Genomic DNA, 18311 nt, shown 5'->3' with positions numbered 1-18311 from the left:
ATCTTTTGATCTTGCCGTTGATGTTTGCCGCTCTCTCCAGCAGATCCAGCGCCAGGGGGCGCCTGACTATCAGTTCTGCTAGTTCCCAATACTCTGCAGCAGAATCAGACTGGGGCGCTGACACTATCAACACTTTCACCAAGGAAGGCTGCGCCATGCCTCAGTTACCTGCTGATAACCACACATCCTCACAACAGTCGCGCACCGCCCTGCTGGCTGCCGACAACAAAAACTCGGTACTTGCTGAAATCGCAGGTGGCAAGCCTAACTCCATCGCTTATTCCGCCTACGGCCAGCAGACCGCGCAGGAAGATGTAGCGACGAACATCGGGTTCAACGGTGCATTGCTCGAGCCGCACCTCGGCTGGTATTTGCTGGGCAGTGGTTACCGAGCTTACAACCCGACATTGATGCGTTTTCATAGCCCGGACAGTTGGAGCCCGTTTGGGGGAGGTGGGTTGAATGCATATATGTATTGTGTGGGGGATCCGGTGAATTTTTCGGATCCGACTGGGCATATAAAATTACCAAAATTTAAATTTCGCTCTACGAGGTCGCCTTCCCCACCTCACCAACTTCCTAGGACTGCCTCTCATCCTAATAGCTATGAAACATTTCCAGTGGCCTCGTCATCTGCAGCCCGGCCCTCAAACATCCAGCAGAGGCCGTTGCCAGAACCACCGACAGAACGTTTACCCCCGCTTCCACCTCAAAACAGTACGCTAGGAACGGTCTCGCCGATAAGCAATCCACCGCCCCGGCCACCAAAGAGAAACGTCATACCTGTTAATTCCGAGCCTTTGTACAGTAACGTCTCTATCTCAGTTGAGCCTTTGTATAGTACGGCCTCTAACCCGGTTGAGCCGCTGTACCATACCATTTCTAATTCATCGACTCCCTCGTCCCTTATTTCATCCCATCGCTCAGAATATGCTCCAGTTCCTCCAACAAGAACGTTAGCGAATGGCGCCTCCCGTCATTACTCGGTCACGTATGACGCTAATGGCAACCCCAGGCAGAAAAGTGTCCAAAAAATCTCTTTATCCCAACTAAGTGGCGCAGTCAGGAACGCAAAAAAATAGGCAATCGAAGTCGGGTTGATACAGGTTGAGAATCGTCTCGCGAAAACGATTACTCAACCACCAACCGCCCCAATCGCTGCTTGAGCATCCGATTCTCCGCCCGTAGCTGCTGGACTTCTTCAAGCAAATCCAGCGCCAGAGCAACACCTTCCCACTCCAGCTCCAGGTCGTGCCGCAGCTTGGCGGCACGCTTGGCCAGCGCCAGCTCATAATCGTTGAAACGCCAATCCTTGGGCTGCGCGCCCTGAGGTTCGAGGATGCCGTGTTCGACGATTTCGATCACGTAGACGTCCGACAAATCGGTCGCCTCACAGAATTCTGCCATGTCCAGTTGAACGATCAGGGGGTTGCTCATGGTGGGCTACTCCGTCTCTTGGATCAGAAGTTTTCTCGTGGATTGAAAGCGGCTTTTTTCGCCAGTTCCTGCCACAGCGCCTTGACCTCGTCGTCCGAGGTTTTAGGCATGACGGCCTTGAGTTGCACGAACAGGTAACCGCGCTCGCCGGTCTTGTTCATCAGGCCATGACCTTTGGCGCGCATGCGCTGGCCGTTCTGGCTGCCAGCCGGGACCTTCAGATTGATTCTGCCGGTCAGGGTCGGCACCGCGACTTCAGTGCCCAGCGCCAGCTCCCAAGGAGCCAATGGCAGCGTGATGATCAGGTTCTCGCCTTCCACATCGTATTTCGGGTGCGGCGCAAAACGGATGATCAGGTACAGGTCGCCATTGGCGCCGCCACCGACACCCGGTGCACCCTGGCCCTTGAGGCGGATACGCTCGCCGTCGGCCACGCCGGCCGGGATCTTCACGTTCAGGCTTTTGCTGGTGTTGCTGACATGCTGGCCCGCAGCGTTGTACTGCGGCACCTGGAAGCTGACCTTCTTCGACTCGTTCGAGAGGGTTTCTTCCAGAAAAACCGGTAATTCCATTTCCACGTCTTGCCCTCGACGTCCGGTGCTGCGACGCGACTGTCCACCCTCAAAACCAGGACCACGGCCGCCGAAGATCGAACTGAAGAAATCCGAAAAATCGCCCGTGTCCTGACCACCACCGAAACCGCCCGCGCCTCGTCCCTGCCAACCCGGCGGCCCCTGGAACGGTTGGCCGTGCTGGCCGTATTTGCGCAAGTCGTCGTATTCGGCGCGTTTGTCGGCGCTTTTCAGCGCTTCATAGGCTTCCGACGCATCCTTGAATTTGGCTTCGGCGTCCTTTTCCTTGCTGACATCGGGGTGGTATTTGCGCGCCAGCTTGCGATAAGCCGCCTTGATCGTCTTATCGTCCGCAGTCGGTTCCACACCGAGAATCTTGTAATAATCTTTGAAGTCCATCGTGGGAGTCACCATCCGTTATCGATATCGCGCCACCTGCCAGAGCATGCACTTGATTTGCATCACCGGGTTTGACCGATCTCAAGATTGTGACCGGGCGGCGCATCAGAAGTTTATCGGCAGCAGTGGGCGGTTCTTGCGATCGTCCGGTGGCTGCCAGGCCCAATGCAGACAAGTTTGGGGCAAAGGATAGTCTTTCAAGGCGCTAATAGCTGAGATTTAGCGGATAGTCGGCCTTCGAATCTGTGCCGCAGTGACATACACTGCGCGGCCGTTTTTTAACCGGAACCTGAAAGACATGAAAAACGCATCTCCAGCCCGTGCCTGTGGTATCGACTTCGGCACATCCAACTCCACCGTCGGCTGGCTGCGCCCCGGCATGGAAACGCTGATCGCGCTGGAGGACGACAAGATCACCCTGCCGTCAGTGGTGTTCTTCAACATGGAAGAACGTCGCCCGGTGTACGGCCGGCTGGCGCTGCACGAGTACCTCGAAGGCTACGAAGGCCGCCTGATGCGCTCGCTCAAGAGCCTGCTGGGCTCCAAGCTGATCAAGCACGACACCAGTGTCCTCGGTACCGCGATGCCGTTCAAGGACCTGCTCGGGCTGTTCATCGGCCAATTGAAGAAACGCGCGGAAACGGCCGCCGGTCGGGAGTTCGATGAAGTGGTGCTGGGTCGTCCGGTGTTCTTCGTCGACGACGATGAAATGGCCGACCAGGAAGCGGAAAACACCCTGGTGGATGTGGCCCGCGCCATCGGTTTCAAGGATGTGTCGTTCCAGTACGAACCGATTGCGGCGGCGTTCGACTATGAGTCGACCATCGAAAAGGAAGAGCTGGTGCTGATCGTCGACATCGGCGGTGGTACCTCCGACTTCTCGCTGGTGCGCCTGTCGCCCGAGCGCCGCAACCACGACAACCGTCACGACGACATCCTCGCCACCGGCGGCGTGCACATCGGCGGGACCGATTTCGACAAGCAACTGAGCCTGCAGGGCCTGATGCCGCTGTTCGGCTACGGCAGCCGCATGAAGAGTGGCGCCTACATGCCCACCAGCCACCACATGAACCTGGCAACCTGGCACACCATCAACTCGGTGTACTCGCAGAAGTCCACCCTGGCCCTGGGCAGCATGCGCTACGACATCGAAGACACGGGCGGCATCGACCGCCTGTTCAAGCTGATCGACCAGCGCGCCGGGCATTGGCTGGCCATGGAAGTGGAAGAAACCAAGATTCAGCTGACCCACGCCGACAGCCGGCATGTGCCACTGGACCGCATCGAGCCGGGGCTGAGCGTGGAGCTGAGCCGGGCGCTGTTCGAATCGGCCATCGACAACCTGCTCGAGCGCGTGCGCAACAGCGTCACGCAGTTGCTCAACGATGCGAATGTGCGGGTCGATCAGGTGGATACGGTGTTCTTCACCGGTGGCTCGAGCGGGATTCCGGCGCTGCGCGGCAGTGTTTCGGCGATGTTGCCGAATGCGCGGCATGTGGAGGGGAACATTTTTGGCAGCATCGGCAGTGGGTTGGCTATTGAAGCGGCCAAACGTTACGGCACGATGGATTGACCTGAAAGACCTGTGGCGAGGGAGCTTGCTCCTTCGCCACAGTCAGATCAATACCTGATCAAACCATCCCCACCTGCTTCAACTCACTCTTCAAATACGCATAATAAATCGGCCCCGCCACCACCCCCGGCAGGCCGAACGCGGCCTCGAACACCAGCATTGCCAAGAGCAACTCCCACGACTTGGCACTGATCTGCCCGCCAACTATGCGCGCATTGAGAAAGTATTCGAGCTTGTGGATAACGATCAGGTAACCCAGCGCCGCCACCGCCACCCAGATCGACAGCGACAAACCGACGATGGTGATCAGGGTATTCGACATCAGGTTGCCGATCACCGGCAACAGGCCGAGCAGGAAGGTCAGCACGATCAGGGTCTTGGTCAGCGGCAGCTTGATGCCGAACATCGGCAGGACCACCGCCAGGAAAATCCCGGTGAAGAAGGTATTGAGCAGGGAAATCTTGATCTGGGCGAACACGATGTTACGAAACGCCTGGACCAGCAGGTGCAGACGATCGAACAGGGCGGCGGCCAGAGGCTTGCGCTTAGTCACGTCCGGCACCCGCTGCAAGGCAATGATCGCGCCCAGCACCATGCCGATCAGCAGCGTCACGAACATGTGCGCCGCATCCTTGCCCACCAGTTGCAAGTCGCTCAGGTGCTTGCTCATCCACTCGCCGATCGCCACGCGGAATTCGGCGGCACTGGCAGGCAGATAGGCATCGATGAACGGCGGAAGTTGCCCGCGCGCCCGGTCGACCACGCCCATGAATTTGTCGAGGGAAGCCCCAGGGTTTTCCGCCTCGTGCAGCAGAAAACTGATGGCGCCGGCAAAGATCAACGCCAGCACACTCACCACTAATGTGCCCAGCAACGCCACCGCCAGCCAGCGCGCACGCCGGCCTTCGATCAGCCGCTGCAACTGCGGGGTGAGCATATTGACCAGTTCGAACACCAACAGACCGGCCAGCAGGCTGGGCAGCAGTCGCAACGGGATCACCAGCAGCAAACCACCAAAGATGATGACCCAACTGATTATCAGCAAGACTTGGCGTTGAGAAAACGTTGGCATACAGCCTCAAAACGAACGGCGTAAAAGGATTGGCAGTCTGCCAGCGTTCCGGTGACAGCACTAGGGATTGTGTGGGTCTGACCTTAGTGGGACTTTCAGTAATCTTTCAGGACTCATCGCGGGCAAGCCCGCTCCCACACGGTATCTGTGCTGAACAAAGAATGTGCAGACATTCGAGCCCCCTGTGGGAGCGGACTTGCCCGCGATGGGGCCAGTACCGTCACCGCAAATATCTCGCCCCCAGTCGATTATTTTTTCTTCAGACAGTCACTCATGAACGCCTTGCGCTCATCACCCTTGAGGGCTTTAGTCGCGGCATCGGCGTTGCAGGTTTTCATCTTTTGTTGCTGGGGAGTCATGGGTTTGGCGGCCTCCGCTGCCGGCGCCGCTTTGAGGCAGGTGCTCATGAAGGCCTTGCGTTCATCGCCCTTGAGGCTTTTGGCGGTGGCGTCGGCGTTGCAGGTGGTCATCTTGTTCTGTTGGTCAGTGGCGGCGAAACTCTGGGCGCACATCAGTACACCGATCATCAACAAAGGGACATGCAACATCTTCATGGAGTTTTCTCCTTGTTGCCGCAGCGAGGGGCGCGGCCTCGCTCTGCAGTGTAGACAACTCCTGTTACACCTTCATCGGCTCTCCAGCTGGCTGCGTCGATACTGCTCCGGCGTGCATCCGGACTGGCGTTGAAACATCGCGATAAACGCCGACCCAGTGCTGTAGCCCATATCGAAGGCGATTTCCTGGATGCTGCGATGGCTGTCCAGCGCTTCAATCGCCGCCAGAAAGCGCAACCGCTGGCGCCACTCGCCAAAACTCATGCCCAACTCGCGCACGAACTGGCGCGCCAGCGTGCGTTCACTGACATGGATTTGCGCGGCCCAGTCTGCAAGGGGGCGATGATCTCCAGGTTCGGCGTGCATGGCTTCCAGAATGCCGAGCAATCCCGGGCTGCTGGCGTAGGGCAAATAGCACTCATGCACCGGGGCCAGTTGCAGTTGATCCACCAGCACCTGAGCCAGACGTTTGTCGGCGTCGCACTCGGGAATCTTCACATCCCGCGTGGCGAAGTCCTTGAGAATCGCCTTCAGAATATCGCTGATCGCCAGGGTGCAGGCCTGTTGTGGCAGGTCACGACATAGCAGGGGTGCCAGACAGACCGCGCGGTAGTTGATCGGCTGATTGCTGCGGAAACTGTGCTCGACCTGCGGCGGCACCCACACCGCGTACTGCGGTGGCGACATGAAGCGGGTGCGGCCGATCTCCATGTGCATCACACCATTGGCCGAATACTCGAGGGTACCCCACGGATGACGGTGGGCCGAGGCGTACTCGTGGGAGTTGAAGTCGGCGTAGCGGAAATAGACCGGGGCCGGTAGCACGCTGAAATCCAGCAGATCGATGTGTTTACTGTTCATGCTGTCCGGAATCAGTGGCAGATTGTCTGGATCGCAGTATAGGCATTAATCCAGACAGGCGATAATCAGCCCTCATTAACGTTCTGGTTTTCCCCAATGCAATACGCGTATCCCCTGCTGGCCATTTTCATCTGGGCCGGCAACACCGTGATCACCAAAATGTCGGCTGGAGCGATTTTCCCCGCCGAGATTGGCTTCTATCGCTGGCTGCTGGCCGGGATTCTGTTCACGCCGTTCATGCTCAAACCGGTAATTGCCCATTGGCCGGCGATCCGCCCGAACCTGGGCAAGATCTTCATCCTCGGCGTGCTGGGCATGGCGGTCTATCAAAGCCTGGCGTATTTCGCCGCGACGCTGACCTCGGCCACAAACATGGGGATCATCCTGTCACTGATGCCGCTGATGTCACTGGCCATGGCCATCGTCAGCCTGGGCCAGCGCCTGACTGCCGGGGCGTTGGCCGGTGCGGTACTGTCGTTTGCCGGGGTGCTGGTGGTGATTTCCTCCGGCAGCCTCGGCGCCTTGCTGGATCACGGCGTCAATCTGGGCGACGCGATGATGCTGATCGCCACCCTGGCCTATGCGATCTACAGCACCCTGCTGAAAAAGTGGCAATTGCGCTTGCCGCCGCTGGTCTTGCTGTATTTGCAAGTACTGGTGGCGGTAGTCGTGTTGTTTCCGCTGTTTCTCACATCACCGAAAATCGGATTGACCCTGCAAAACATTCCGCTGGTGTTGTACGCCTGCCTGCTCGCTTCGATGATTGCGCCCCTGGCCTGGATGCAGGCGGTTATGCGCCTGGGGCCGAGCCGGACCACACTGTTTTTCAATCTGCTGCCGTTGATGACGGCACTGATTGCGACGGTGGTGCTGCACGAGCAATTGGCGATGTATCACCTGGTGGGTGGGGTCCTGACCTTGGCCGGGGTGATTGTTTCGGAGCGCTGGACCACCGTATTGCGCCGTAGGCCTTGCGCTGCCTGATCTGATGTCATTCGCGAGCAGGCTCTGTGGGCAACCGAGTCCAATGTGAGCGAGCCTGCTCGCGAAGAACGATGATTCGGTCGACCTGCTAAACCCCTGCCGCTTTCAACCGCGCCGCATGCTCGACAAACAACCGGACCGGTTGCGCGCCCTTGCCCACCAATCCCAGCGATTGATTGACGATGTCGAAGTGATCCAGCGGGTACTCATCACCAATCACCGTACCGAGATGCGAACTGTATCGCCCGACCATCCCGTCGCAATGCCCGACTTCGCGCACGAATGTTCTGGCAAACAAGCGGCAGCTTCGGTTAGTCCCATCAAACAGGTTGGACCCGCGATCGGTTTTCCCCGGTTGCAAGGTCCCGGACCAGGAGTAATAACGCACCCCGTTGACCACTTCAGGCCCCTGCCCGCCCCAGGTTAGCGGCAACCCCTGCGGATATTGCTGATTGAACAGCGCCACGCCTGCAGTAGTCAGCGATTGATGCGAGGCAGGGACATCCACTGGCAGTTTCGGCCCGCGATAACCGGTGTCCAGCAGGCTCATCAACGCGCCGATCAGCCGCAGCAAAACACCGAGCAGGCGACCCCTGGCGCTGTCTGCCGGGTAGTGTTTGTGCAGGTAGTCCGCCAGCTCCGAACCGTGATTGGGCCCGGCCACCGATGTGACCGAGGCGACTCGATCCGGGCGTTTGGCGGCGGCATAACGGGCGGTGAGCGAGCCCTGGCTATGGCCGATCAGGTTGACTTTCTCGGCACCGGTCTCCCGCACGATCTCTTCGATCCGCGCCAGCAATTGCTCACCGCGCACCTCGGTCGAGTTGAGCGGCGAGACCTGCACCGCAATCACCGTTGCCCCATCCCGGCGCAACGCCGAAACAATCCCGTACCAGTACGGATAGAGCAGCAGACGGATAAACCCGAGCATTCCCGGAACCAGAACCAACGGATAGCGCGTGGCCGAACCTTGCGACATGGGCAAACATCCTTGTGATCGGTGAGGTGAGGCAAGGCGCGATGCAAGACATCCGCCAAGCTTCGACATCGAAGGTGACAACTGGACGACCAGTCTATGACAACCGCCCTATTTCAACCCCACCACACCCGCCACAATCAACCCCACCGATACCATTTTAACGGCCGTCAGGCTTTCTCCGAGTAGCGCGAACCCTAGAAATACGGTGCCCAGTGAGCCAATGGCGGTCCAGATCGGATAAGCGATGCTCACCGGCAGCTCGCGCATGGCCAGGGTCAGGAAGTAAATCCCGCCCACCGCGGCGGCCACCGTGATCAGCGAGGGCCAAAGTCGAGTGAAGCCATCGGCGTACTTCATGCCCATGGCAAAGGTGACTTCGAACCCGGCGGCGATCAGCAAAAACAGCCAGGCCATCTAGAACTCCCTGGCCAGTGTGAGTAAACGCTGCTCGGCCTCGGCCGCGGAAATCTGGAAAGTGCGCTCGGCGGACTCTTCGCCCTCGGCAGCCACCACCGTGAAGTCGGTAATGCCAATGAAACCCAACGCCGTGCGCAGCAACGGATCGGCATGGTTCATGGCTTCCAGTTCACCACCCGGCCCGAAACCGAATCCGCCCCGACTGGTGACGATCAGGGCCTTTTTTCCCCGTACCAACGGTTCATATTGGGCGACGCCGTTGTCCAGGGTGTGATTGAAGGTCAAGCCAAGCCGTACGATTTGATCGATCCAGGCTTTCAGGCCGCTGGGCACGCTGAAGTTGTGCATCGGCGTGGAGATGACCAGCAAGTCATGGCCTAGCAGCTCGCCAACCAGTTCATCGCTGAACGCCAGATCGGCCTGCATCGACAGAGGTCGCGCCTCGGGTTCGGGATAAAACGCCGCGGCGACAAAGGCTTCATTGACCGGCGGAATGAGGCTCCTGCCGACTTCACGGCGGGTCACATGTGATTGCGGGTGGCTGGCCTGCCAGGCCGAAAGAAACACCTCAGCCAAGCGCCGGGAGTGAGAACGCTCGCCACGGGGGCTGGCGTGAACAGCTAGAATTTTTTTCATCTGATTCTCCTGAAGGATTAAACTCGATCTGCTTGTGCCTTGCAGACTGTGGCGCGAAGCCGTCCCTCTTCAAATGAACAAAAATCATTCTGGATGAATTAATTTCATTCATGGAGTTATTTATATGTTTGCCTCGCTGCCGCTCACTGCCCTGCGTGCCTTTGAATCCGCTGCACGCTTGTCGAGCTTCAAGGCTGCTGCTGAAGAGCTCTCGGTAACCCCAACCGCGGTTTCCCATCAGGTTCGTTCGCTGGAGAGCTGGCTCGGTGTGCCGCTGTTCGAGCGGCTGCCACGACAAGTGCGCCTTACCGCGCGCGGTGAACGGCTATTCCACAGCCTGCACGGCGCCTTGCTGGAAATTGCGCAAAGCGTCGACACCTTGCGTCCGCAACGCAGCGTTGCGAGCCTGACGATATCCACCACCGCCGCTTTCGCCGCCCTCTGGCTGGTGCCACGTCTTGGACGCTTTTACACCCGCCACCCCACGATCAGCCTGCGGCTCGACACTCATTGCGAGGTCATCGACTTGCATCAGGACGCCAGCGTCGATCTGGCAGTGCGCTACAGCCTCGATGACTATCCGAACCTTTATGGCCTGTGCCTGTTCGATGAATCCTTCGGTGTCTATGGCTCACCCGAACAAGTGGCCCTTGCCGGGCAGCGGGCACCCACGCTGATCAGCGTAAGCTGGCACAACTCCAGGCTCTATGCCCATGGCTGGGTTGCCTGGTGCGCGCAGTCCGGCGAAACCTGGCTGGCGGGGCAACCGGCGGTCCGGGAGTACGACGAAGAACATTACGCCCTCCAAGCCGCCATCGCCGGGCAAGGCCTGGTGCTGGCGAGCAATATTCTGGTATCCGAGAGTGTGTCCAGCGGCTTACTGGTGCCTTACCGGGGCGACATTCAGGTCAACGGGGCTGGGTACAGCGCTCTTTGCGTGCCGGGGCGCGAACGGCATCCGCCGGTCCGGGCGTTCTTTGCATGGTTGCAGGAAGAAGTCCGATTATCTGGCCTGGTGCCCGGATCGCAGGCTTTCCCCGCGCGCATTTCCCTGTAGCGCCTGGCGCAGCTGCAATCGTTTCCAATGCCAAAATACATAAAACTTTTTGCGTCCCTCATTACTCACACCTTAAGTAGCGATCACTTCCTCAGAAGGTGACGCAAAACGGATCAGCCTCCAGGAGATCGAGATGAGCGATATGCATTTGTCCGATGTAACCACCCTGCGCGAGCGTGCCCGCAAGAACGTCGAAAACGGCGCAGTGACCGAAAGCTACAGCGCCGACCGTGAAGAAGTCCTGCGCTTGCTCAACGAATCGCTGGCCACCGAGCTGGTCTGCGTGTTGCGCTACAAGCGCCACTACTTCATGGCCAACGGCCTGAAAGCCCACGTCGCCGCCGACGAATTTCTCGAACACGCGACCCAGGAAGCCCAACACGCCGACCGCCTGGCCGAACGCATCGTGCAGCTGGGCGGCGAACCCGAGTTCAACCCCGACCTGCTGTCGAAAAACTCCCACGCCCAGTACGTGGCCGGCAACTCGCTAAAGGAAATGGTCTACGAAGACCTGGTCGCCGAGCGCATCGCCATCGACAGCTACCGCGAGATCATTCAGTACATTGGCGAGCAAGACCCTACCACTCGGCGCATCTTCGAAGACATCCTGGCTCAGGAAGAAGAGCATGCGGATGACATGGCCGATATTCTGAAAGATCTATAACGAAAAAAGCAGCCTTATTGCGCATCAGTAACGCAGTAAGGCCGCTCCCATTCATGACAACAGAAAGCCAAAGAAACAAAAGCAAATCATTAAAAGTCCGACAACAAATTGTAACCCTGTCATTCCACATCACCGTACTGAATCCAGGCCGAGGCACGTAAGAAGTTGGGCTGGCGCGAAGCCCCAACTTCTTACAGGTAAAATAAGGGCATACCGTGCTCGGCAATAAACAACCAAAGAAACAGTTATCAAGAGAGATCAAGCACCTGCGAGCTCTCCTGCTTCAGGAAGCTTGCTTGCAATAATCTCTCGCATTCGACTTTTTTCATAACTCACTTTGTTTAGCACTCGCAGCGAAACGTCCACACTGACCTTGCCTGCAATATGTTCACTCATGAAATTCTGATTGAAAAAATCAAAATCAACCTCTTGAGTGGTGTCAAAGCGAACAAACACCGAGCAAATGACGGGCCCCTGCCCCACCAAACACAGCTGCAGGGCCAAACATGAAGCCTCATGAATGTCATTCACAGCCACCTTGACCACTGCATGCTCCCCAACCTGCGCGGCGAGCATCTCCGCGCTCGAGGCGAGTTCAATACTGCGCATCAGTCGCTCAAACTGCTCAGCTTGAGCTGAGCCTAAAGCATCCACCATTTGGGTTTTAATCAGATCTTTCACCACGATGACACTGCCTTCCATGGGCTCAAAATCATTACTCCTATTAGCCTTAAGCTCCCACTTCAAACGCCCCAAGGCATCATCGTAATCTTTATACCATTGCTGCGCTTGGGCAAACCTGTCAGCTTGTGAATTAGCATAGAGCCGAGAGAACAGCAGCGAGCTGATCACAGCTTCTTTCCAAGGATCAACAACATCGCTTGAAACGGACAACACATTACCCGCCACTACAACAACATCATCCTTGATCATATTGTTCTCCAAACTGCCTCTTTTAAAAACGGGCTGCTCATCCTGCAGCCAATAGCGCTTCCATCACTTGAGCTTGACACCCTTAAAAAATTCGTCCGAACTTATATCAAGGGCCTCCATGATTTGATCCTTCCTGCGCTCATGCATACGCAAATTGAGCTCCATGACAGTAGCTACTCTTTTCATTTTCAAATTTGAAAATTTCCACTTCCAAAACCAGGCGCCGCCCTGCGACGCTGAAAGATTGCAATCCACCGCCACGAAGGCAGCAACTGCTGTCCCTCCGGGGGTTTGCAGACAAGGGACGAGCCTGAAGTCTGCGTCGTTGCCGCTTTTGCTATTACGATCGAATAAAGTGACAAGCTCGTCATCGGATTTCATTTTGTCAAAGGCCTGCCCCAACATTGTCAGCATCGCCGGTGCGTTACGGCCAGCAACTGCCTTGACCAGATCCAGGACAATGGAATCCATTGTGACATTCGTTTGCTTGACCTCTTGCTCCTGATATTTGGAATTAGTCAGCGACCAGCCACAATGTTTCAATGCCTCAGCGTATTTCGTGTGCCATTCAACAGATGTCTTTTTCCGATCGGAGTATGAATCAGCATAGCGCTCTGCAAAATGGATACTGTCCGCCGCCGCACTCTTTTTTTCTTCGTCAAGATTGTCGGTAAACCCAATCGCTACCGGTGCATTATCACCTATTAGAAAATCAGATTTGGCAACTGCTTCACCGTTCAACGCGGCAAAGGATCTGATTTGGTTGCGTCTGTTAACCAGAGGGGCGAGTTGTGCGCCTGCAAAAAAAGCCATGCTCTCTTCAGCACTGGGTACTAAAATAGTCATATAAACTTCCATGTAAGTATTATTCGGGATCAGCCAGATGACCGACCGCTCCAACTTATCATCCCGAGCTGTACTTTCCACCGTTCATGCATGACAGGTTATTACCAAGCCCCCGATCATTACGCCTCTATGTTTAATATTTAAAAAATATTGATAGAACCCTGCGCCTGAGGCACTCAACAATCCACAATAACCGCTGATCGGCGACCTTGGAAATGCCTACTGCAACGATCCATAGCGAGCGATCGAGCTTGCTACAGATCATTGCTTGAGCTTTTTCAGCCTTTTACCGTTTTCGGTGCCTTGCCCGCTTTCATCTGCTCCAGCAACGGTGCGCACTGGTTAGGCTCGCCCCCGCTCGGTGCTATTAACGCCAGCAGTCCTGCCGCTGGCGCGGCAATGACACCCAGCGCAACCATCCCGGCGCCGCGCAGTAACAGCGGAACGGCTTTCACACCCGCATCCGGCTTGATGAACTTGCCGCGCACGTACAACGGCGAACGCAACGAGATCAAACGCCAACCCTTGGATTCCGGAGAAATGGTCAGGTCCAGTTGTTCAGTCGCCATATTCGCCGTGCCATCGATATAGATGATCGCGTTCTCGGTATCGAAGACGAACAGCCGCGTGGTTGCCAGACCGGTCTTGATGTCGAAATCGGCGGCCGCGCAGTTGATCTTCACTTCCTTGTCGCCGAAGATCTTGCCGACCACATAGTTGCCGACGTTCAGCCCGGCAAGCTCCATCAACTCGCGACTGATGGCGCCGTCATTGATCAGCATCTTCAGGTTGCCGTTGGCACTGCCCAGCAATTTGGCCACCGAGTTGCCACGCCCGGTGATGTCGGCGTCGCCATTGAGCTCACCGAAACTGGTTTTCATCGGTTCGAACGTCGGGAACAACTGCTTGAGCTTGAAGCCGCGTGCCGTGAGCTGTGCCCGGCCCTCCAACGGCTGGGTGCGACCGTTCAGACGAATCTGCGCATCCAGCTTGCCACCTGCCACACCAAAGCGCAGCGGTTCCAGGCTGAGCACGCCGTCGGTCAGCACCACATGGGTATAGAGGTCGTTGAACGGCAGTTTTTCGCTGTGGACGATGCGTTTGCCGGTGAATTCGACGTCGGCATCCATATCGCGCCAGCGCTCGGTCTTGAAGGCTTCGACCGGCAAGACTTTGTCCGCCGGTTGCTTGCTTTCGCCGCCACGGGCTTTTTGCTTGGCGTTCGAGTCGGCGCCGATCAATGGCGCCAGGTCGGCAAACAGCAACTGATTGGAAACCAGCGAGCCACTGAGTTTCGGCCGTGGCTGGCTGGCGACATAGGCCAGGCTGCCATTGATGTCGCTCGCGCCGATCTTGCCGTTGAACGCTTCGTAGCGGAACACGGCGCCACCAGGCTCATGCAGCTTGGCGATCAAATGACCGTCGGTGGCATAGGGTGGTGTATCCGGCAGGGTCACGCCGGTCAACGGGTAGAGATTGCCGAGGCTGGCACCGGCCAGTTTCAGCTGTAAGTCCAACGCACCGAGGTTCAGCGGATCGGTCAGGGTGCCAGCCAGCTCGACACTGGTGTCGGCGATCTTGACCTGGGCCTGGAGCGGAAACGGCCTGGCCGCATCCTGCAGGGCCAGCAGGCCGCCAATCTTGCCCTCGCCTGCCAGTTTCTGATTGTGGTATTGGCCTTTGACCTTCAGGGCGAACGCGTAATCCTGGGGGGTGGCGCCCTTCTCTTGCGCGGTTTTCGCCGCCTTGTCGCCGACGATATCGCTAAATGGAATCGGTTTGCCCAGCGGGTCGATGATCAGGTCAAGTTGTGTCTTGAGGCTCTGGTCGTCGAGGGTGACGTGGCCCTTGTCGAAGCCGATCGCGCCAATGTCCACCACCCAGTTCGAAGGCTCAGCGTCCGGATCCTTGGGATCGAACTTGAATGTCCAGTTGGCGCGGCCATCAGCCAGACGCTGCAGCTGGGCATCGGGTCCGGTGAGGTCGATGCGCGGGATCACCACGCGTTGGGCCAGCAAGGCCACAGGTGAAATGCGCAGTTCGACGCGCTTGAGGGTGACCATCTGCGGCTGCTTCGACCAGTCCGGGTTGCCCAGGCTCAGGTCCTCGGCCACTACATGCGGCCACGGCACCCACGCCCGCCAGCCACCTTCGTCGGGGTCGCGCTGCCAGATGACCGCCAGGTTGCCATTGATGGCGAACGGGCGGTGCAGCTCTTCAGACACTTTGGCATTGAGTGGAGGTTTGATCCGGTTCCAATCGAAGAACGCGATGACCAGAACCAGTACGGCCAGCAGAACAACCAGGCTGGCGACCGTCCAGAGAAGAATTTTACGAGTGCGCGTCATTGCACAGAGCTCCTGATACGACTGAGCGCCCTGACTGCGACGCACGTGTGAAACGTTAGGCCAGAACCGGCCTGCCCTGAAATCTACGACTGAAAAACCGGCCGCAGGTTTAATAGAAAGATTGATTCGCACACAAATAGCCGCTCGGTCGCGGGCTTACCCTCCCCTCCAGCGTTACCGCACACGCACGTTTGTGTGGCGGATGTGGGTCGAAAATACCCAAACCTGTGCAAAACGGTCCTTCGGAAACACCCGATCTAGAGCCTTCTTAGCGAACAATCAATTCCGTTGATTATTACCATTGCCTTTATGAACTTTTATATCGACTTATCGAGAGTAACATTGCCCTCGTACCCACTTTATCGCCCTCCTACGGAGCATCCAATCATGAAACGCCAATTACTGCTTAGCCTTACTCTCTCAATGCTGGCCAGCACTGCTTTTGCCCTGCCGGCTGCTGACCAGGCCACTCCGCAAGTCAAAACCAGCCACTCTGTGTTCAGTCAAACCATTGCCGAAGGTGGCAATGATCGCCTGAAAGAAAAAGGCCTGATCACTCAAGATGGCTCGGACCGCACCCCACAAGGCCAGACCCTGGCAGCTGACGGCTCCGACCGCACTCCACAAGGCCAGACCCTGGCTGCCGACGGTTCTGATCGCACTCCACAAGGTCAAACCCTGGCTGCCGACGGTTCCGATCGCACTCCACAAGGTCAAACCCTGGCTGAAGGTGGTGGTGACCGCGTCATCGAACGCAACAGCGCCTTGAGCTAAGCCCATGGTGGCCCTGAAAAAAAGCCCAATTCACGGATTGGGCTTTTGACGTTATGGCATTTCTCTTTATACACGCCGTACTTTCCCGCAAGATCCTCCGATAGACGTTCGACGCCGGCAAAGCCTATTTGCTAGAGTGCGCCGCTGTCCCTCTCCAGAAAAACACCCTTGCGATGCTGCCCCGCGCCGAACAGAAACAACAGACCCGCAACGCCCTGATGGACGCCGCCCGCCACTTGATGGAATGCGGCCGAGGATTCGGCAGCCTGAGCCTGCGCGAAGTGGCGAGGACCGCCGGCATCGTTCCTACCGGCTTCTACCGGCATTTCGCCGACATGGATGAACTGGGCCTGGTGCTGGTCAGCGAAGTCGGCCAGACCTTCCGCGAAACCATCCGCCTGGTGCGCCACAACGAGTTTGTCATGGGCGGCATCATCGACGCCTCCGTACGAATCTTTCTCGATGTGGTGTCGGCCAATCGTTCGCAATTCTTGTTTCTGGCCCGGGAGCAATACGGTGGCTCGCTGCCGGTGCGCCTGGCCATCGGTCGGTTGCGTGAAGACATCAGTTCGGACCTGGCCACTGATCTGTCGCTGATGCCGAAACTGCAACACCTCGATATCGCCGCGCTCAGCGTGATGGCCGATCTGATCGTCAAGAGCGTGTTTGCGACCTTGCCAGACATCATTGATCCGCCGACGCAGGCGCTGCCCGAACACCTGACACCGCAGGTGAAGATTACCCAGCAGTTGCGGTTCATCTTTATCGGGTTGAAGCATTGGCAGGGGCTCGGCAGTACCGAGTAGCTCCGACCAGGTGGCTCCGACCGTGTGTGGACGAGTTGAGCGTGCGCCGCAAATTGGTGCATCGCGCTCGTCCTCGCACCAAATTAATTCAGTTTTCTGCTTCACCGCCAAACGTCTTACAGGCTTCAACGCCTTTTTCCTACACATCGCTTCATTGGCAAGCCCCTTGCTCTAGCCTGACTATTGTTCATAGTTGGAAGCCTTCCGATGCTGGTGATTCATCGCAGAATCGACCCTCAACCTGTCTGGGCCGCTGAGTTGCACCTGACTTTCGAAGCCCGGAGCAAAAGCCGTCTGCGCTGTTTCAGTGCCGAGGGTGAAGACGTCGGATTGTTTTTGGAGCGCGGTCAACCGCCGCTGTATGACGGCGAATGTCTGCTAAGCGAAGACGGGCGCATCGTTCGCGTCCGCGCCCGAGCCGAACAATTGCTGCACGTCACCTGCGCCAATGCCTTCGAACTGACCCGCGCCGCCTATCACCTGGGCAACCGCCACGTCGCACTGCAAGTCGGGGATGGCTGGCTGCGTCTGCTCGATGACTATGTGCTCAAGGCCATGCTCGAACAACTGGGGGCCAGGGTCGAGGGCTGCGAGGCGCCGTTTCAGCCGGAACACGGTGCCTATGGCGGGGGCCATCACCATTCACGCCATGGTGACGAAGCGTTCAACTACCCGCCGAAGCTGCACCAGTTCGGCGTGCGTTCATGAATCCAGCCTGGGCCCTGCTGCGTCTGGCCAGTCCGCAATTGCCGATTGGTGGCTACAGCTATTCCCAAGGCCTGGAAATGGCTGTGGATAACGGCCGTGTCAATGATCCCGACAGTGCGCGACGCTGGATCAGCGATCAACTGCTGCTTAACCTGGCACGCTTTGAAGCGCCGCTACTGCTCGCCCATTGCACGGCTGCGGCCGAGGAAAACTGGGGCGAACTGCTACAGCGTTGTGAGGAGCATCGTGCGAGCCGGGAAACCCGCGAGCTGCACCAGGAAAGCCGGCAAATGGGCTATTCCCTGCAGCAACTGCTCAATGGCTTGCCGGAACTGGATGCTCCGGCCCGCGCCTTCCTCGAACAACACCCCGAACCGCACCTGGCCCTCGGTTGGGCGCTGGCCGCTCGCGCCTGGCACATCAGTGCGCAGGACGCGCTGGCGGCATGGCTCTGGAGCTGGCTGGAAAACCAACTGGCCGTGTTGATGAAAACCCTGCCCCTGGGCCAGCAAGCCGCGCAACGCCTGACCAGCGAACTGCTGCCATTGCTGCAACAGGCTCAGCAAAACACCACCCGAATCAACCCCGCACACTGTGGCAGCGCCGCTTTCGGCTTGTCGCTGGCGTGCATGGCCCATGAGCGCCAGTACAGCCGCCTGTTTCGTTCCTAGGGCCTTTTAATTTGGAGAAT

Annotated in this window: 20 protein-coding genes; 9 read left to right on the top strand and 11 right to left on the bottom strand. The window is 57.7% G+C overall.

Annotation, left to right across the window (positions count from 1 at the left end; genetic code table 11):
• Positions 1 to 20 precede the first annotated feature (20 nt).
• Positions 21 to 1082, top strand: coding sequence for an RHS repeat-associated core domain-containing protein (locus BZ163_RS32410; RefSeq protein ID WP_128874487.1), 1062 nt, complete (start codon positions 21 to 23; stop codon positions 1080 to 1082).
• Between the two features lie 49 nt (positions 1083 to 1131).
• Here BZ163_RS32410 and BZ163_RS32405 read toward each other — a convergent pair whose 3' ends face one another.
• A complete protein-coding gene (locus BZ163_RS32405; RefSeq protein ID WP_128874342.1) occupies positions 1132 to 1437 on the bottom strand; it encodes a chaperone modulator CbpM in 306 nt (101 codons plus the stop codon).
• A gap of 23 nt (positions 1438 to 1460) precedes the next feature.
• The gene (locus BZ163_RS32400; protein ID WP_128874341.1) at positions 1461 to 2408 is read right to left on the bottom strand and encodes a DnaJ C-terminal domain-containing protein; all 948 of its coding nucleotides are present in this window, start codon (positions 2406 to 2408) and stop codon (positions 1461 to 1463) included.
• Positions 2409 to 2706: 298 nt separating this feature from the next.
• On the opposite strand from BZ163_RS32400, the gene BZ163_RS32395 reads away from it, so the two are divergent.
• On the top strand, positions 2707 to 3981 hold the full coding sequence (locus BZ163_RS32395) for an Hsp70 family protein (protein ID WP_128874340.1): 1275 nt from the start codon (positions 2707 to 2709) through the stop codon (positions 3979 to 3981).
• A gap of 58 nt (positions 3982 to 4039) precedes the next feature.
• Here BZ163_RS32395 and BZ163_RS32390 read toward each other — a convergent pair whose 3' ends face one another.
• The 3 genes from BZ163_RS32390 to BZ163_RS32380 form a co-directional block, all read right to left on the bottom strand.
• On the bottom strand, positions 4040 to 5053 hold the full coding sequence (locus BZ163_RS32390; protein WP_128874339.1) for an AI-2E family transporter: 1014 nt from the start codon (positions 5051 to 5053) through the stop codon (positions 4040 to 4042).
• A 248-nt stretch (positions 5054 to 5301) separates the two neighbouring features.
• Positions 5302 to 5607 (bottom strand): PsiF family protein, encoded by a 306-nt coding sequence (locus BZ163_RS32385; RefSeq protein ID WP_128874338.1) that lies wholly within the window; start codon positions 5605 to 5607, stop codon positions 5302 to 5304.
• Positions 5608 to 5679: 72 nt separating this feature from the next.
• Positions 5680 to 6468, bottom strand: a complete 789-nt coding sequence (locus BZ163_RS32380) for a helix-turn-helix transcriptional regulator (protein ID WP_128874337.1) — start codon at positions 6466 to 6468, stop codon at positions 5680 to 5682.
• Between the two features lie 96 nt (positions 6469 to 6564).
• Here BZ163_RS32380 and BZ163_RS32375 point away from each other — a divergent pair, with 96 nt between their 5' ends.
• A complete protein-coding gene (locus tag BZ163_RS32375; RefSeq protein ID WP_128874336.1) occupies positions 6565 to 7452 on the top strand; it encodes a DMT family transporter in 888 nt (295 codons plus the stop codon).
• Positions 7453 to 7540: 88 nt separating this feature from the next.
• On the opposite strand, the gene BZ163_RS32370 is transcribed toward BZ163_RS32375, so the two are convergent.
• The 3 genes from BZ163_RS32370 to BZ163_RS32360 form a co-directional block, all read right to left on the bottom strand.
• Entirely contained in the window at positions 7541 to 8431 is an 891-nt protein-coding gene (locus BZ163_RS32370) for a triacylglycerol lipase (protein ID WP_128874335.1), read from the bottom strand.
• A 108-nt stretch (positions 8432 to 8539) separates the two neighbouring features.
• Entirely contained in the window at positions 8540 to 8845 is a 306-nt protein-coding gene (locus BZ163_RS32365) for a multidrug efflux SMR transporter (RefSeq protein ID WP_128874334.1), read from the bottom strand.
• Complete coding sequence (locus BZ163_RS32360; RefSeq protein ID WP_128874333.1) at positions 8846 to 9484, bottom strand: FMN-dependent NADH-azoreductase; 639 nt, start codon at positions 9482 to 9484, stop codon at positions 8846 to 8848. It abuts the gene before it with no gap.
• Between the two features lie 124 nt (positions 9485 to 9608).
• On the opposite strand from BZ163_RS32360, the gene BZ163_RS32355 reads away from it, so the two are divergent.
• A complete protein-coding gene (locus BZ163_RS32355) occupies positions 9609 to 10541 on the top strand; it encodes a LysR substrate-binding domain-containing protein (RefSeq protein ID WP_128874332.1) in 933 nt (310 codons plus the stop codon).
• 133 nt (positions 10542 to 10674) lie between these two features.
• Complete coding sequence (locus BZ163_RS32350; protein WP_064675658.1) at positions 10675 to 11205, top strand: bacterioferritin; 531 nt, start codon at positions 10675 to 10677, stop codon at positions 11203 to 11205.
• A gap of 258 nt (positions 11206 to 11463) precedes the next feature.
• On the opposite strand, the gene BZ163_RS32345 is transcribed toward BZ163_RS32350, so the two are convergent.
• From BZ163_RS32345 to BZ163_RS32335, 3 genes are all read right to left on the bottom strand, one after another.
• Positions 11464 to 12138, bottom strand: a complete 675-nt coding sequence (locus BZ163_RS32345; RefSeq protein ID WP_128874331.1) for a hypothetical protein — start codon at positions 12136 to 12138, stop codon at positions 11464 to 11466.
• A 63-nt stretch (positions 12139 to 12201) separates the two neighbouring features.
• The gene (locus BZ163_RS32340; protein WP_128874330.1) at positions 12202 to 12984 is read right to left on the bottom strand and encodes a hypothetical protein; all 783 of its coding nucleotides are present in this window, start codon (positions 12982 to 12984) and stop codon (positions 12202 to 12204) included.
• Between the two features lie 278 nt (positions 12985 to 13262).
• On the bottom strand, positions 13263 to 15332 hold the full coding sequence (locus tag BZ163_RS32335; RefSeq protein WP_128874329.1) for an AsmA family protein: 2070 nt from the start codon (positions 15330 to 15332) through the stop codon (positions 13263 to 13265).
• Between the two features lie 387 nt (positions 15333 to 15719).
• Between BZ163_RS32335 and BZ163_RS32330 the strand changes: the two genes are divergently transcribed.
• The 4 genes from BZ163_RS32330 to BZ163_RS32315 all read left to right on the top strand — a co-directional run bounded on the left by BZ163_RS32330 (position 15720) and on the right by BZ163_RS32315 (position 18291).
• Positions 15720 to 16106, top strand: a complete 387-nt coding sequence (locus BZ163_RS32330; protein WP_128874328.1) for a hypothetical protein — start codon at positions 15720 to 15722, stop codon at positions 16104 to 16106.
• A 173-nt stretch (positions 16107 to 16279) separates the two neighbouring features.
• Complete coding sequence (locus tag BZ163_RS32325) at positions 16280 to 16912, top strand: TetR family transcriptional regulator (protein WP_128874327.1); 633 nt, start codon at positions 16280 to 16282, stop codon at positions 16910 to 16912.
• 207 nt (positions 16913 to 17119) lie between these two features.
• Positions 17120 to 17620, top strand: a complete 501-nt coding sequence (ureE, locus tag BZ163_RS32320; RefSeq protein WP_128874326.1) for an urease accessory protein UreE — start codon at positions 17120 to 17122, stop codon at positions 17618 to 17620.
• A complete protein-coding gene (locus BZ163_RS32315; protein WP_128874325.1) occupies positions 17617 to 18291 on the top strand; it encodes an urease accessory protein UreF in 675 nt (224 codons plus the stop codon). Before ureE ends, BZ163_RS32315 begins: the two co-directional genes overlap by 4 nt.
• Positions 18292 to 18311: the final 20 nt, after the last annotated feature.

It is taken from the genome of Pseudomonas sp. VI4.1, from assembly GCF_002029345.1.
GTDB lineage: Bacteria > Pseudomonadota > Gammaproteobacteria > Pseudomonadales > Pseudomonadaceae > Aquipseudomonas.
The sequence above is the reverse complement of the archived record's forward strand: the minus strand, read 5'-3'. Positions and strand labels throughout refer to the sequence as shown.